Below are 16,828 nucleotides of genomic sequence, written 5' to 3'. Positions count from 1 at the left end.
CTTTCATCATTGGTACTGAACATGACATCGAGATAACGTATAGCTGTTAACTTCTAATTCATTGAATTTTAATAAGATAATTATAGATAGTCAGATTTGAGACATCACAGATGAGTTGAGCATTTATTTTACTAAAAGTTAATGCAATGACTTCCAGTTTGATTACAATAGGTCTGTAGAATAAAGAGGTGCATTGCTTTTTTACTAAATACCAATTTCAAAGCAGCGCAATGTTCCAATAACAGGAAGTGAGTATGGCAACGTTAAAAGATATCGCGACTGAAGCGAATGTATCATTGGCTACAGTTTCAAGGGTTCTCAATGAAGATCCAACATTAAGCGTCAAGGAAGAGACCAAAAGGCGTATCTTTGAAATTGCAGAGAAGTTGGAATACAAAACCAGCAGCTCACGAAAAACCGTTAGTAGTAAAAAACAAAACCATCACTTCCTAGCCCTGTATAACTACAAGCAAGAAGCTGAGGTTAACGACCCTTACTACCTATCGATTCGCCATGGGATTGAAACCCAATGCGAAAAGATGGAAATCAAGCTAACCAACTGTTATGAAAGTAAAATACAAATCAACTCAGCGCCGATAACAGGTGTTTTATTGGTGGGTCGAATGACACCAGAGGTTATCGAGCAAGCTAAAAAGCTGAGCGATAATATTTGTTATGTCGATTTTACCGATCACTCAGAACCTTATGACTCTGTCGATATCGACCTGGCTTTGATCAGCAAAGAGATCACCAACTTCTTTATCAACCAAGGCTATGAGCGCATCGGCTTTATTGGTGGCCAAGACGACGTCAACACCCCTGATATTCGTGAAGTCGCTTTTGCTGAATATGGTGGCCTAAAAAATGTTGTCAGTGAGCAAGACATCTACCGTGGTGACTTCTCTAGCTCATCAGGTTACAAGCTTGCAAAACAGATGCTCGCGACGGGCGACTACCCTAAAGCCATGTTTATTGCGTCAGATTCCATCGCAATTGGCGTTTTACGAGCAGTTCATGAGCACGGATTAAACATTCCTGAAGATATTGCGCTGATCAGTGTAAACGACATCCCAACAGCTAAATTTACCTTCCCATCTTTATCGACTGTTCGTATTCACTCTGAACTGATGGGAATTCAAGGCGTTAACCTGCTGATTGAGAAAGTACGCGACGGCCGAACCATCCCATTACGCGTCTATGTACCAAGCAAACTCAAGCTACGCGATACAACAAAATAATTAAATATATCAAATAGATAAATTAAGGCTACCTTTGTTGAAGGTGGCCTTTTTTGTGCCCGTCACATACATCAATCGACACATGTCCCCCTCTTTAACCTGCTGCATAAAACAGCCAATAGCATTCTTTTAAGTGGATCACACAGCACCGTAAAAAGACCATAAAAAACGTGATGAAGTTAAAGTAAAACGTTTTCACTAATTTCATTTAGTAAAACTTTTACTAATAATTACCTCAGTCCAAAAATACTCGTATTCACTACGACCCAATTACGCATAAGAACGTCGGTCAGCAAACTGCATTTAGACCGAGAGAGAGGCAACGTGAACAACTGGGAAAACTTCCTGAACTTACATGAGAACCGTATGGCACCGCGTGCATACTTCTTCTCATACGCATCAGAAAAAAATGCAAAAACGTTTCAGCGTGAACTGAGCGGCCACTTCCAACTATTGAGTGGCCAATGGAATTTCAGCTACTTCACCAATCCGCTATTGGTTCCTGAAGAGTTTTATTCTCAGGAAATGAGCGACTGGGGCAACATCACGGTTCCAAACATGTGGCAAATGGAAGGCCACGGCGATCTTCAATACACAGATGAAGGTTTCCCATTCCCAATTGATGTGCCTTTCGTACCATCAGACAACCCAACCGGCGCATACCAACGCTCTTTCTTCCTTGGCGAAAGCTGGGACGAGAAACAAACCATCATCAAATTTGATGGCGTTGAAACTTACTTCGAAGTGTACGTAAACGGTGAATATGTTGGCTTCAGCAAAGGCAGCCGCCTAACCGCTGAGTTCGATATCTCTAGCCAGGTAACAGCAGGCAACAACCTACTTTCTATTCGTGTGATGCAGTGGGCCGATTCAACCTACATTGAAGACCAAGACATGTGGTGGACGGGCGGTATCTTCCGTGACGTTTACCTCGTAGGTAAAGAACAGCTGCACATTCAAGACGTTACCGTTCGCACTGATTTCGACGACGCTTACCAAAGCGCTACCCTGTCGTGCAAAGTGGAACTAGAAAACCTAGCAGCAGCGGCAAACGCAACCCTTGAGTACGCATTGCTTGATGGCAGCCAAGTTATCTCGCAAGGCTCAGTAGATAACCTAACTGTTCCTAACCAACAGACTGGCGGCAATGCCGATACTCAATTCTCTATCGATGTAGTGAACCCTGTTCAATGGAACGCTGAAAACCCATACCTTTACCAACTGCTGCTGACGCTGAAAGACGCTGACGGCAAAGTGTTAGAAGTGATCCCACAACGCGTTGGTTTCCGCGACATTAAAGTTCGCGATGGTCTGTTCTACATCAACAACAAATACGTGATGCTTCACGGCGTGAACCGCCACGACAACGACCACCTAAAAGGTCGTGCTGTTGGGATGGATCGCGTAGAGAAAGACTTAGTGTTGATGAAGCAACACAACATCAACTCAGTACGTACAGCGCACTACCCGAACGACCCACGTTTCTACGAACTGTGTGATATCTACGGTCTGTTCGTGATGGGCGAAACCGATGTTGAAACACACGGTTTTGCTAACGTTGGCGACTTAAGCCGCATCACTAACGATGCAGCATGGGAAGCGGTGTTTGTTGAGCGTATCGAGCGTCATATTCACGCTCAAAAGAACCACCCTTCTATCATCATGTGGTCACTGGGTAACGAGTCTGGTTACGGCTGCAACATCCGTTCTATGTACGATGCAGCAAAAGCAATTGATGACACGCGTTTGGTTCACTACGAAGAAGACCGTGACGCTGAAGTGGTCGACATCATTTCAACCATGTACTCACGCGCTCAATTGATGAATGCCTTCGGTGAATTCCCACACGAAAAGCCACGCATCATCTGTGAATACGCACACGCGATGGGTAACGGCCCGGGCGGTTTAACCGAGTACCAAAACGTGTTCTACAAGCACGATGCGATTCAAGGTCACTATGTTTGGGAATGGTGTGACCACGGCATTCTAGCGCGTGATGAAGCAGGCACAGAGTTCTACAAATACGGCGGTGACTACGGTGACTACCCGAACAACTACAACTTCTGCATGGACGGTTTGATCTACCCGGATCAAACGCCAGGCCCAGGCTTGAAAGAGTACAAGCAAGTGATTGCCCCTGTGAAGCTTCGCGATTTCGATGCACAAACGGGCACCTTCACAGTAGACAACAAGCTTTGGTTCTCAAATATCGATGACTACACCATCACTGCGGAAATCCGCGCTGAGGGTGAGACCATTGCCGTACAGCACATCAAGGTTGAAGAACTGGCTGAGAACTCTAGCCGTGAACTAACGCTTAACTTGCCACAGCTTGATGCGCGCGAAGTGTTTGTCAACTTTACGGTGCGCAAAGATTCTCGTACTTCATACAGCGAGGCGAACCACGACATCGCGGTTTACCAGTTCCAAGTGAAAGAGAACACAGCACAACTTGAAGCCTTCACTAACAACAATGCGACGGCACTGAATGTTGAAGAGTCTCGCTTAGCTTACCTAATCAAAGGCCACAACTTTGCTCTGAATTTCTCAAAAGTGAACGGCAAGCTGACGTCATGGTTAGTCAATGGCGAGGAGCTGATTAAGTCTGAGCCTAAGCTGAACTTCTTCAAGCCAATGATCGATAACCATAAACAAGAGCACGATGGTTACTGGGAGCCTGCACACTTACAGATCATGCAAGAGCACTTCCGCACGCTAAACGTGGAAGAGAACAACGGCAAGATTGAGATCACCACCACCAGTATCGTTGCTCCACCGGTATTCGATTTCGGCATGCGTTGTGAATATCGCTACCAAATCAGTTCCGAAGGCCAACTGAACGTTGAACTGAGCGGCGAGCGTTACGGTGATTACCCTCACGTGATTCCAGTGATTGGTTTCGATATGGGTATCAACGGCGACTTCGACCAAGTTCAATACTACGGCCGCGGCCCTGAAGAGAACTACCAGGACAGCAAGCAAGCCAACATGATTGATGTTTACCAATCAACCGTGGCTGACATGTTCGAGAACTACCCGTTCCCACAAAACAACGGCAACCGCCAACACGTTCGTTGGGCTGCGCTTTCAAGCCGTGCTGGCAATGGTATTGCGGTGAAACCACAGCAAGAAATCAACTTCAGCGCATGGTTCTACACCAACCAAAACCTGCATCAAGCACAGCATACGATTGAACTAGAGAAGAGCGGTTACATCACCCTAAATCTAGACCACCAAGTGATGGGCCTAGGTTCAAACTCTTGGGGCAGCGAAGTATTGGATTCTTACCGCGTGTACATGGATGAGTTCCGCTACGGCTTAACTCTGATTCCATTCCAAGCAGGCGATTGCGACGCACAACACCTAATCAATCACAACTTTGGTGATGAGTTCTTCACGGCGAATACGCCAACAACTCAACCACAACAGAACGAGGCATAAGCGATGATCGTTTTAGACAACCTAGAGCAATTTAAAGTCGTTTACCGCGACGGTCGTAAATGGCAACGCTGTGTAGAAGCGATTGAAAACATCGGCAACATTAAAGATAGCGTGATGTATTCGATTGGTGACTCACTGGCTTACATGATTGAAGACGGTGTGGCTCGTAACACAGAAAACTTCACCGGCAACCGTCGTTACTTTGATGTGCACTACTACTTGGAAGGTCGTGAAACGGTTGAGTTTGCTGATAAGTCTCAACTTGAACAGACCCAAGCTTACAGCGATGAAACCGACCGTGAACACCTACTGGGTAACGGTGAAACTCGTGAGTTATCTGAAGGCCAAGTGGCGATCTTTGATAACAGCAAAGCTTACCGCTTCCACGGTGATAACCGAGTTCGCAAGGTGGTGCTGAAAGTGACCATTGAAGACGGTTACTTCCTTAATAAGTAAGCAATAACCCTATTAACTCACAGCGCGTTTGAGCCTTGCCGTTCAAGGCTCAAATAGACTGAACAAAACCTCTGTGCTTCTTCCCTACAAAGAAGCATAGGGAAATAACGACTATAATTATGTGATTCCCTGGAGGACACTATGTCTGAATCTGTACGCGGTAAGTTAGGCAAATTTGCCCTACTCTCCATGACATTTGCAGCGGTATTTAACGTTCGCAACATCGTAAACAACAACATCGAATTGGGATTGAGTTCAGCCCCTATCTTTTTGCTCGCTACCCTTATTTACTTCATTCCATTCGTGTTCATCATTGCTGAATTCGTATCTGCAAATAAAAATTCTGAGTCAGGCATGTACGACTGGCTTAAAAAACCGCTAGGCTCAAAAGCAGCCTACCTAGGTTCGTTCCTATACTGGTTCGTAAACCTTTTCTGGTTTGTATCTCTGCTACCAAACGTAATCGCTTATGCGTCTTACGCGATGTTGGGCTATGAATACGCCTTCTCGCCAGTCGTTACATCGGCTATCTCGATTGCTCTGTTTGCAGCAGCAACTCACATCTCAACCAAAGGCGCAAGCTGGCTAGGTAAGATTGCCGAGATCGTGGCATACGGTGTATTCGCTCTATTTGCAATCTACGTTATCGGTGCACTAATGGCACTGGGCGGCAACCATGAACCAGTAGAACCAATCACGCTTGAAGCAATGACTCCGACCATCAACTGGGCAACGCTAGGTATCATGTGTTGGATCTTCCAAGCAGCCGGTGGTGCTGAAACCGCAGCCGCTTACCTAAACGATGTTAAGGGAGGTCACAAGTCTTTCATCAAGGTTATCATTGGTGCAGGTATCGCAATCGGCGCAATGTACGCAGTTGGCTCTCTTCTAGTAAACGTATTCGTTGCTCGTGATGAACTGACCTACGCTGGCGGCATGGTTGAAATCTTCACAGGTATGGCAAACTACTTCGACATCTCACAATCTCTAACGGGTCGCTTCGTCGGGATTATCCTATTCGTTGCCATGTTCGGTTCGATGATGATGTGGACAGCAGCTCCAGTAAAAATTCACTTCTCTGAAATTCCTAAAGGTGTTTACGGCGAGAAAACAACAGAGCTTAACGAACACGGCGTGCCAGTACGTGCAGCTTGGTGGCAGTTCGCGTTTGTATTCGTGATGCTTGTGGTTAACGGCTTCGGCTCTGAATCAGTACAAGACATGATGAACACAGCAATCAACCTAACCGCTGGTACCGCAATGCTTCCGCCGATCTTCATCATGGTGGCGTACTTTGTATTCCGCTTGAAGCATGACGACACACCACGTGATTTCCGCATGGGTACTCGAGTTCAAGGTATGGCTGTTGTCTCTGTGCTTATCGGCATCTTCGTTGTGAGTATGACGGCATCTGCATTCCCAACAGGTGTTGACCTAGTTCAAGCCTTCTTTATCAACGTATTCATGACAGCGGTATTCTCTGGTCTCGCTTGGTGGTGGATCTCGCGCTTTGAAAAAAAGCAGGCAGGTAAAGACGCAAAGCTAGAAACAGCTAAGCAATCGTAGCACTCTGCATCCCCCCAACTTTAAAAGCGCCTACCAAGGCGCTTTTTTTGTTTTAAATCAGATAATTAAAATAGAACTCAAAAAATAAAAACGGTGTTCCGTCAAGGTTTCAGTTCACGAAAAACACCAATTAATAGGTAATAAAACTCGAATAAAAACCAAGGTAAAATATTAACTAAATTTACTTACTCAAGGTCACATATTTGATCAATTTCGATTAACTTCCCGCCGCTTAATCTTTAATCTTCTTGCTGAAGAGACAAACTGATTCATATAAAAAAAGCGACAAAAAGCCCCTACAAGCCTTATAAATCGTCGCTCATGAAACCAGCAATCTCTTCAATGAACTTCTTAATCTTTAACTCTTTGTTTTGGTAATAAGTTTACTGAAATACCAGAGAGAAAAAGCCCAAAGAAGTCCGATCGTAAATCTATAAAAACAACAATGAGCCAACCCTGACAAAACAAAGCGGGTGTTTGCCAAACCAACATAACAATAAAAGTGCGGCCTAGAGCTTCCCTCTCTAGGACCAAGTTATAACGATCATCAACGTGATTCACCGGAGAACATCATGTCCGAAAATAAACGCAGTACGATAGGCAAATTTGCCCTACTGTCTATGACCTTCGCGGCGGTATACAGCTTCAATAACATCATTAATAACAACATCGAGATCGGTCTTTCCTCGGCTCCGATGTTCTTTCTAGCAACCATCTTCTACTTTGTGCCATTTTGTTTGATCGTTGCAGAGTTTGTGTCACTGAATAAAGACTCTGAAGCGGGTGTTTACTCTTGGGTTAAAAGCTCTCTAGGCGGTCGCTGGGCGTTTATTTCAGCTTACACCTACTGGTTTGTTAACCTATTCTTCTTCACCTCTCTGCTGCCTAGAATCATCGCTTATGCGTCGTATGCGTTCTTAGGTTTCGAGTACATATTCACGCCAATGACCACCGCGATTCTGAGTACCATTTTGTTTGCGGTCGCGACTCATATCTCTAACAACGGCGCGAAATTACTGGGCCCTATCACTTCACTAACATCCTCACTGATGCTGCTGCTAACGATGTCTTACATCTTGTTATCTGGCGGGGCTTTAGTAGGCGGTATCGAGCCAGCTGACCCAATCACCATTGAAGCCATGACACCAAGCTTCAACTGGGCATTCCTTGGCGTAATCACTTGGATCTTCATGGCGGCAGGCGGTGCAGAATCGGTCGCGGTTTACGTTAACGACATCAAAGGCGGTCACAAGTCTTTCGTTAAAGTGATCATTATCGCGGGTATCTTCATCGGTGCGCTTTACTCGGTAGGATCGGTATTAGCCAACGTATTTGTTTCGCGTGAAGAGCTTAAATTTACAGGCGGATCAGTTCAGGTATTTGAAGGGCTAGCAAGACACTTTGGCCTGTCTGAAATCTTGATGAACCGTTTCGTTGGTGTGGTTTCATTCACCGCAATGTTGGGCTCTCTACTGATGTGGACAGCGACACCCGTTAAGATTTTCTTCTCTGAAATCCCTAAAGGCATCTTCGGCGAGAAAACTGTCGCACTTAACAAACAAGGCGTTCCAGAGCGCGCGGCATGGGTTCAGTTCTTCATCGTGATTCCACTGATGTTCATCCCAACGTTGGCCTCTGACACAGTGCAAGACTTGATGAGCACCATCATCAACATGACTGCAGCAGCTTCTATGTTACCGCCACTGTTCATCATGATTGCTTACCTTCACCTGCGCGTGAAACTGGACCACCTTCCTCGTGATTTCCGCATGGGTTCTCGTACGGTCGGTATTACTGCTGTGTCGATTCTTATCGCTATCTTCACCGTTGGTTTCTTCGCTTCTACCTTCCCAACAGGCGCAGACATCATGACCATCATCTTCTACAACGTGGGCGGTATCGTGATCTTCCTTGGCTACGCATGGTGGAAGTACGGTCAATACGAGAAAAGCTTATCTCCAGAAGAGAAAAAACTAGAAGCAAAGCCTGAACCGGCAAACGCTTAGCTTTACCCTACACTCTCATTGAAAACTTAAGGCACTCACATTTAAACTTCAGGCACTCACATTTGGTGAGTGCCTTTTCATTTGCCGGTACATTCCCACTCAACACCTAAATTTCACCAAAGCCTTCAAGAAAGAAGACATTCGAGTCAACAATCTAACCGCCTATAAAGCAATTCACCAACTGAATAGCTATCACCCTAGCCATGCCTCTACACATTCAACTTAAAGTCAAAATAAAAACAAAGTAAATATTTACTAAAAACAGATCACACTTTTAAACTGAATTAATTTTAAACACCAAAATTATCATTAATATCGGTTTTGCGATCGTAAGTAACCTGACCAATACGCCTTGAAGAGCACCCCATATTAGAAGTCAGAACTGCTTACGAACCTTCATTGATAACCCCGACACAGAAGTGATTAAAATGAAAAGTAGTTTTACTAAAACCACTCTTATTACAAGCTGTATTCTTGCTGCCCTAAGTACCACTGCCCACGCGGAAGAGTCCGCAGCAAACCACAGTGATACTCAGCCCCCTAAAACAGAAACTGAAACCCTATTTAACTTTTATGGTGAGCTTGGCCTTGGTGGTCACGTGGCACTAGAAGGTGATGACAAAGGCCGTTATGCAGACGGTACTTACATCGAAGCAGGCTTGGCTATCGAGCACGGTAATTGGTTCGGTCTTGCTTACATGGAAGGCTGGACAGTGCAAGCCGACGACGAAGGCAATGCTTGGGCAACTGGCCACGGCTGGGGCGGCTTTGAAGGTGGTTTTAACCGCTTTTACGCTGGCTACCGCACCGACAACAAAACAGAATTCATGATTGGTCGTATGGACTCTTCACTGGATGACGTTCAATGGTGGGGTGACCCTACGGTTGAATACGGTTACGCGATCTCGAACACACGTGACGTACACCTTGGTGTGAAGATCCAAAACCTGGAAGGCAAGCTTCGCTACAGCGTTTCTTTCGCGCCAGAGTCTGACTTCTCTGAAGATGATGCTCTGGTTCACTTCGGTAAATACGACAACTTTGCAGACCAATGGAAAGATAAGAACGCCATGGTCAACGGTTACCTCCAATACGATCTGACTGACGACTTAACCCTAATGGGTGGTGGTGAAGTTCGTAACAACGATGGCGGTGAACTATTGCTATTGGGTGCTGAATACAAAAACTTTGCAACTCGTATTTGGCACGACACAGATAAAGGCAACCAAGAATCATTTGGCAGTGAATCCGGTATTCAAACCAGTGCTTGGTACGAAGCGGCTCAGGGGGTTTACCTTTCAGCAGCCTACAGCTACGCAAACTTTGATGGTGACAACGGTGACAAAGAGATCACCTCCTACATCAACGCGGGCGTTTGGTACGAATACGGCAACGGCACATTTGCGACTGCTTTCGATAGCCGCTTTGGCGTAGGTAGCGACACTGAAATCGGCGATGCGCAAGTGTTCGCAATGCAATACTTCTACTGGTAATAACAGGAATTGATCATGAAACTGAATAAATCATTCGCAGCTCTCGCTATCGGTGCAGCCCTTGTCGTTACTGGTTGTGCATCAAACTCTGGCTCAGCTTCTGACACAGAACAACTGCAAGCCAGCGAATTTAAGAACGTTATCGACCGCACTGGCTCACCAGAATACATGCGTGACTACGACTTCGATGACCACCAACGCTTTAACCCATTCTTCGACCTAGGCGCATGGCACGGTCACCTGCTGCCAGACAGTGCAGAAGGCATGGGCGGGTTCCCAGGTACAGCACTGCTTACCGAAGAATACATCAACTTCATGGCTGATAACTTCGACCGTCTAAGCGTGTTCAAAGAAGGCAAAAAAGTGGCTTTCACTATGGAAGCTTACAGCCTACCGGGCGCATTGGTTCAGACACTAAAATCTGACGATGTGACCGTAGAAATGACGATGCGTTTTGCTTCAAACCGTACCTCTCTACTAGAAACTAAAATCACCACTGATTCCCCGGTTGAATTAGTGTGGGATGGTGAACTACTAGAAAAGACCCACGCCAAAGAAGGCGTTTCGCAAACCGACAAAACCATTGCTGAAACGTACCCTGAGTATGACCGTCAAATCGTCGCAACCGACGATGGCCTAAAAGTAACCTTTGGTAAGGTGCGTTCAACTTGGGATCTACTGACTTCTGGTGAGTCTGAGTACCAAGTTCACAAGTCGATTCCAACACAAACCACAGTCGATGGTTTAGCGTTTACTTCAACGGCAAACATTGAAGCATCGACCACCATCTACACCACATACTCGCATGTTCTAACGGCAGAAGAAGCGAAAGTTGAACAGCCAGAAATCAAAAAGATCATGGCAAACCCAACCGACTTCTTAGCAGCATCTGCAGAGCGTTGGGAAGGCTACCTAGAGATGGGCTTAACCAACCCGAACGCAACACCAGAACAAGAGCGTGTTGCGGTTAAAGCGATGGAAACCCTAAACGGTAACTGGCGCGGCGCTGCAGGTGCGATGGAGTTTGACTCTGTGACACCTTCGGTAACAGCACGCTGGTTCTCAGGCAACCAAACATGGCCGTGGGACACCTGGAAACAAGCCTACGCAATGGCTCACTTCAACCCAGACGTAGCGAAAGACAACATCCGCGCGATGTTCGCTTACCAGATTCAGGCTGACGACGCGGTTCGCCCTTGGGATGAAGGCTACGTGCCAGACTTACTTGCTTACAACCTAAGCCCAGAACGTGGCGGCGACGGCGGTAACTGGAACGAACGTAATACCAAACCAAGCTTAGCGGCATGGGCAGTAATGGAAGTCTACAAGACCACCAGCGACGAAGCTTGGCTAGAAGAGATGTATCCAAAGTTAGTGGCATACCACGACTGGTGGCTACGCAACCGTGATAACAACGGCAACGGCGTTCCAGAGTATGGCGCAGCACGCGACAAAGCACACAATACACCTGAAGGTGAAATGTACTTCACCGTGGTTCGTGGCGATAAACACGAGACAGTCGTAGGCCAAGCGGCATTGGATAAAGTGATTGCAGAGGGTAACTACGATTACATCGAGAGCCCGGCACAAACTGCCGCGTCTTGGGAGTCAGGTCGTGACGATGCTGCCGCATTTGGTTTCATCGATAAAGATCAGCTAGACGCGTATGTTGCAAACGGCGGTAAGCGCAGCGATTGGGATGTTGAGTTTGCTCAAAACCGTGCAGAAGATGGCACACTGTTGGGCTACTCACTGCTGCAAGAGTCTGTTGACCAAGCAAGCTACATGTACAGCGATAACAAATACCTAGCGGAAATGGCTGACATTCTAGGTAAAGATGCTGAAGCGAAAGAGTTCCGTGAAAAAGCAGAGCACCTATCTAACTACATCAACACCTGTATGTTCGATGAAGGCACTAATTTCTACTACGATATTCGTATTGAAGACAAGCCTTTAGCCAATGGCTGTGCGGGTAAGCCGATTGTAGAACGTGGTAAAGGCCCTGAGGGTTGGTCACCACTGTTCAATGGCGCAGCAACGCAAGGTCACGCCGATGCAGTTGTCTCTGTGATGAAAGACACTGAAGAGTTCAACACCTACGTTCCACTAGGCACAGCGGCGCTTTCTAGCCCAGCATTCGGCCCAGACATTTACTGGCGTGGACGCGTTTGGGTAGACCAATTCTACTTCGGTCTAAAAGGCATGGACAGCTACGGCTACCGTGATGATGCGATTGAAATGGCAGGCGCGTTCTTTGACCATGCAGATGGGTTAGTTCAAGACGGTCCTATCCGTGAGAACTACAACCCATTGAATGGTGAACAACAAGGCGCACCAAACTTCTCTTGGAGTGCGGCTCACCTGTACATGCTTTACAACGATTTCTTTACTGACGCAGAGTAAATCGAACCTATACCTATCTTCTGGAATTCAATGAAAAGATAACCTCATAAATTTCAGGCTTTGGCACTCAGTATCTCGCTGAGTGCCTTTTTTACATTTGAAGCCAAATAATCGAACAAACAAGCTCTTAGACTATTTGGCCTACTATGATCCTTTTACTTAATTCGCTGTACTCCGCTAACACGGGCAACCTTTTACTCACAAAAAACAAAGAGTGCTCTTGCTATGAAATCTTACTCAAAAATTTCATCACTCTCACCGAAATATTGGGTTCTGAAGACTTATTCGAATTTTATTTATCCTTATTATCCTTCCGGACATTAATTTGATAGTCGTTTACTAAATAATCGCTAAACTATAGTGTCGCCTACCCCTTTTTTGAGAAAACCTAAATGCCTAATGCTGATTCCACCCTAAACAAACGTATGGGAATCGTTGCGCTCACCTGGCCAATTTTTATCGAAGTTCTTTTAAGAACCGCACTCAACACCAGTGATGTATTCATGTTATCGGGATACTCGGACAAAGCCGTGTCTGCCGTTGGTGTTATTTCTCAGATATCCTTTTTCCTGATCATTGTCTCGACCATGGTCAGCAGTGGTACGGGTATTCTAATCGCGCAATACAATGGTGCCTCCCGCACGCAAGAGAGCGCTCACGTGGGTGTAGCAAGTATCATTCTTGCCATTATTGCTGGTGTGCTACTGAGTGTTATTGCCGTTCTTGTTGCTGAATATTTTATCCCGCTTTATCAACTCGAACCTCAAGTCGAACAGTATGCGCAAGAATACCTGTTCATCAGTGGTGCTCTCACCTTCAATGTAACCATAGGTGTGGTTCTCACCACTATTTTGCGCAGTCATGGCTATTCAAAGTCACCGATGGTGATCAACATGATTGCTGGCGTTATCAACGTATTCGGTAACTACTGCGCCTTATATCAACCTTTTGGTTTGCCTGTATACGGCGTGCAAGGGGTTGCGACCGCGACCGTCATTAGCCAAGTGATCGGGATGTTGATCTTGATTGGTGTGGTCAGAAGCAAAGGTATTGATCTACCAGTGAAGCAGTTTAAATCTGTACCGAAAGCCATCTATCAAAAAATCATTAAGATAGGTTCGATGAATGCAGGAGAAGTGCTCTCTTATAACATGGCTCAGATCAGCATTACCTTCTTCGTGGTGCAGATGGGCACCTCTTCACTGGCTGCGTTTACTTACGCACAAAACATCGCTCGTCTCTCTTTTGCGTTTGCACTGGCAATTGGTCAAGGCAGCCAAATCCAAACTGGCTATTACATTGGTAAGGGTTGGATTGACGAGATCACCAAGCGCGTGCAACGTTACTTTGTGGTTGGCTTTATCGCCTCAACTGCGATTACCTGCATGGTTTATGTGTTCCGTTTCGAAATTCTCGATCTGTTCACGCAAGATCCAGAGATCATTGCGCTAACGGCGGCACTGATTGCAGGTTCCATCATTCTTGAAGCTGGCCGAGTATTTAACCTGATCTTTATCTCTTGTCTAAAGGCCGCTGGCGACATTAAATTCCCGATCAAAATGGGTATTCTCAGCATGTGGGGCATTGGGGTTGCCATGAGCTACTTGCTTGGCGTGCATTGGGGTTATGGCGTATTAGGGGCTTGGATGGAAATAGCGATGGACGAGTGGTTCCGTGGAATCATCATGGCCTATCGCTGGCGAGCGAAGAAATGGACTCGATTCTCTTTTTAGGTTGTTGTTGATACGTCTAAATTTATCTCGAACAAAAGAAAAAAGCGCTAGGGGGAGCTAGCGCTTTTAAGACCAACTAAGTCCGTTTAGCCTGGTATATTTTTAAGCTATATCATGAGGATATAACCAATTTTTTTACTTAGGTAAATCAAAAAGCCTATTCTTTACGACTGCTTTGAGTCGTAAATTAAGTATAGTCGGGTTCTTATGATAAACCGGATTTTTCTATAATTAATTCATATGAATTTGACGATTAACCGACACAATAAACTATTCGGAAATCACAGATGAGATCGCATTAGTAATCAACTTTCTAAGTAGTTTATTTTTATCATCTAAATGCTTTGCCTTTCGATAAACAAGCTGGATATCAAAATCTGGAACATCAATTGGTGGCTTCACAGCTAGTAAGGTTTCTTCACTATCCATATCCTTGCGCGCGACTAGCTTGGGGACAATACACAATAGTTCTCTGCCACGAATGAGCCGCTTAACAGTTAAAAAGTTACTGGAAGATATCGCCACTTTCCTGCTTAAACCGAGTTCACCTAAACGAGTGTCCACTCCCGTCTTTAAAGCCCCTGCCGGGGAAACAAGCGCGTGCTCGACAGCAACAAATTGTTTTAGCGACATCGGCTCCTCAATAGATAGAACCGATTGATCAAGTAAACAAACATGTTGCTCCGTGTACAAATGCTTTGTTCGATATTGCTTTGGTACCTCACCAAAGCTGCCTATCGTCATATCAAGCTTGGCATCGTCAAATACTTGCTGGTAGTTACTCCGGTTTACATTGAACAACGCTACTTGGGAATAAGGAGAGGATTGCTTAATCAGGTCAAACAATATTGGAGCGAACATCTGCTCGGCATAATCAGTGAGACCAATCTTCCAAGTCCCTTTATAAGTCTCCGCATCAAATGATTTAGATAACAGAACTTCAGACTGGATGGTATTCAGTAGCGCGTCCACGGTACTTGATAGTTCAATGGCTCGGTCAGTCGCCTCCATCTTGCTGCCTACACGCTCAAACAAAGGGTCATCAAACAACTTTCGTAGCCTTTGTAAGCTATGGCTCATCGCAGATTGGCTGACATAACAACGCTCAGCAGCCTTACTCACGCTATTCGTTTTATACAAAGCCTGCAATGCAATCAATAAGTTAAGGTCAATTCCTTTCCAGTTAAAATCAGCCACAAATCAATCCCATATCATTCATAGTTATAATTAAAACAATTAATTTGAATCATAGTTCAACTCCACCTAAATTACGCTAAACATTTATCTGGAATCGATCATGCTTTCAATTTTTAAAACCTTTTTCTGGCTTGGCTGGATTAGCTTTGGTGGACCAGCAGCACACATCGGCTACTTCCGTAAAACCTTTGTTGAGAAACTAAATTGGTTGTCCGACGAAGAGTACGGGCAGATTGTCGCTCTTAGCCAATTTCTGCCGGGCCCAGGTTCAAGTCAGGTTGGCTTTGCGGTTGGCTATAAGAAAGGTGGATTAACAGGTGCTATTGCTGCATTTGTCGGCTTCACTTCCCCATCTGTGATTCTGATGCTGATATTGGCGTTGGTGAGCAATCAGCTATTGGAAGCACCACTTTTCAATTCAATCATTCACGGGCTTAAGTTATTAGCAGTAGTGGTTGTCGCTGATGCAACCTTTGGTATGTACAAAAACTTTTGCCAATCGAAGATAGCGACCGCTTTATGTGTGATTACCGCGATTGTCCTGCTACTGATTCCAGGCATCTGGCCTCAAGTTTTAGTGCTTCTATTTGCAGCGATGGTTGGTAGTAAGTTCTTGACGTCTCAAGAGCTAAAAACGACACCTTCAACACAAAAAATATCGGTAACACCTCTCGTGATTTTTGTTGCTTTGCTGGTTGGTCTGCCTCTATTCAGTGCTTACTCTCAAGGTATTGAAGTGTTTGGCCTGTTCTACCAAGCTGGTAGCTTAGTATTCGGTGGCGGCCACGTGGTACTTCCGTTGCTACAAAATGGTATTGGTGACCAACTGTCTCAAGATGCCTTCCTAACAGGTTATGCAGCAGCACAGGCAGTACCAGGGCCTATGTTTACACTTGCGACTTACCTAGGTTATTTATTGATGCCATCGGCACCGATAACAGGCGCACTACTCGCAACGATTGCTGTGTTCTTACCGGGCTTCTTATTGCTACTGGGTGTACTGAAGAACTGGCAGGCGATTGCAAGCAAACCTTTGGTGGCAGGCGCTCTTACTGGTGTGAATGCGGCGGTTGTCGGTTTATTACTTGCGGCCCTGTATCAACCGATCTTCACAAGCGCAGTAAGCAGCGGCATAGACTTCGCTCTGATCATTGTTGGTGTGTGGTTATTGAAAACCGTGAAGTTACCTATTGTTGGGTTAGTAGGGTTGTTCATTGTCTTTGGCGCAATGACAGGACTGGCGGTCTAATAGGTTTAAGGTAAGAAGTAAGCGAACCGGTTGCTTCTTACTTTCG

Annotated in this window: 10 protein-coding genes; 9 read left to right on the top strand and 1 reads right to left on the bottom strand. The window is 45.6% G+C overall.

Annotation, left to right across the window (positions count from 1 at the left end):
- Positions 1-254 precede the first annotated feature (254 nt).
- The 8 genes from ebgR to CWO08_RS03285 all read left to right on the top strand — a co-directional run bounded on the left by ebgR (position 255) and on the right by CWO08_RS03285 (position 14,336).
- Positions 255-1,238 (top strand): transcriptional regulator EbgR, encoded by a 984-nt coding sequence (ebgR, locus tag CWO08_RS03320; protein WP_017066024.1) that lies wholly within the window; start codon positions 255-257, stop codon positions 1,236-1,238.
- Positions 1,239-1,562: 324 nt separating this feature from the next.
- Positions 1,563-4,679 carry a beta-galactosidase subunit alpha gene (gene ebgA / locus CWO08_RS03315; RefSeq protein WP_108019890.1) on the top strand — a complete coding sequence of 1,039 codons (3,117 nt, stop codon included), beginning with the start codon at positions 1,563-1,565 and terminating at the stop codon, positions 4,677-4,679.
- Between the two features lie 3 nt (positions 4,680-4,682).
- Positions 4,683-5,135 carry a beta-galactosidase subunit beta gene (locus CWO08_RS03310; protein WP_108019888.1) on the top strand — a complete coding sequence of 151 codons (453 nt, stop codon included), beginning with the start codon at positions 4,683-4,685 and terminating at the stop codon, positions 5,133-5,135.
- Between the two features lie 141 nt (positions 5,136-5,276).
- Entirely contained in the window at positions 5,277-6,701 is a 1,425-nt protein-coding gene (locus CWO08_RS03305; protein ID WP_048605567.1) for an amino acid permease, read from the top strand.
- A gap of 572 nt (positions 6,702-7,273) precedes the next feature.
- Positions 7,274-8,707 carry an amino acid permease gene (locus CWO08_RS03300; protein WP_048615552.1) on the top strand — a complete coding sequence of 478 codons (1,434 nt, stop codon included), beginning with the start codon at positions 7,274-7,276 and terminating at the stop codon, positions 8,705-8,707.
- 428 nt (positions 8,708-9,135) lie between these two features.
- The gene (gene ygjJ, locus CWO08_RS03295; protein WP_108019886.1) at positions 9,136-10,200 is read left to right on the top strand and encodes a protein YgjJ; all 1,065 of its coding nucleotides are present in this window, start codon (positions 9,136-9,138) and stop codon (positions 10,198-10,200) included.
- A 15-nt stretch (positions 10,201-10,215) separates the two neighbouring features.
- On the top strand, positions 10,216-12,603 hold the full coding sequence (gene ygjK, locus CWO08_RS03290) for an alpha-glucosidase (protein WP_108019884.1): 2,388 nt from the start codon (positions 10,216-10,218) through the stop codon (positions 12,601-12,603).
- Between the two features lie 392 nt (positions 12,604-12,995).
- Positions 12,996-14,336, top strand: coding sequence for an MATE family efflux transporter (locus CWO08_RS03285; RefSeq protein WP_108019882.1), 1,341 nt, complete (start codon positions 12,996-12,998; stop codon positions 14,334-14,336).
- 270 nt (positions 14,337-14,606) lie between these two features.
- On the opposite strand, the gene CWO08_RS03280 is transcribed toward CWO08_RS03285, so the two are convergent.
- Positions 14,607-15,533 (bottom strand): LysR family transcriptional regulator, encoded by a 927-nt coding sequence (locus CWO08_RS03280; protein ID WP_050652452.1) that lies wholly within the window; start codon positions 15,531-15,533, stop codon positions 14,607-14,609.
- Positions 15,534-15,633: 100 nt separating this feature from the next.
- Between CWO08_RS03280 and chrA the strand changes: the two genes are divergently transcribed.
- Complete coding sequence (gene chrA, locus CWO08_RS03275) at positions 15,634-16,782, top strand: chromate efflux transporter (RefSeq protein ID WP_108019880.1); 1,149 nt, start codon at positions 15,634-15,636, stop codon at positions 16,780-16,782.
- The last annotated feature ends 46 nt before the right edge of the window (positions 16,783-16,828 follow it).

Source organism: Vibrio sp. 10N.286.48.B8 (assembly GCF_003050085.1).
GTDB lineage: Bacteria > Pseudomonadota > Gammaproteobacteria > Enterobacterales > Vibrionaceae > Vibrio > Vibrio crassostreae.
Note: the sequence above shows the minus strand (reverse complement) of the source record. Positions and strands in the feature narration are given on the sequence as shown.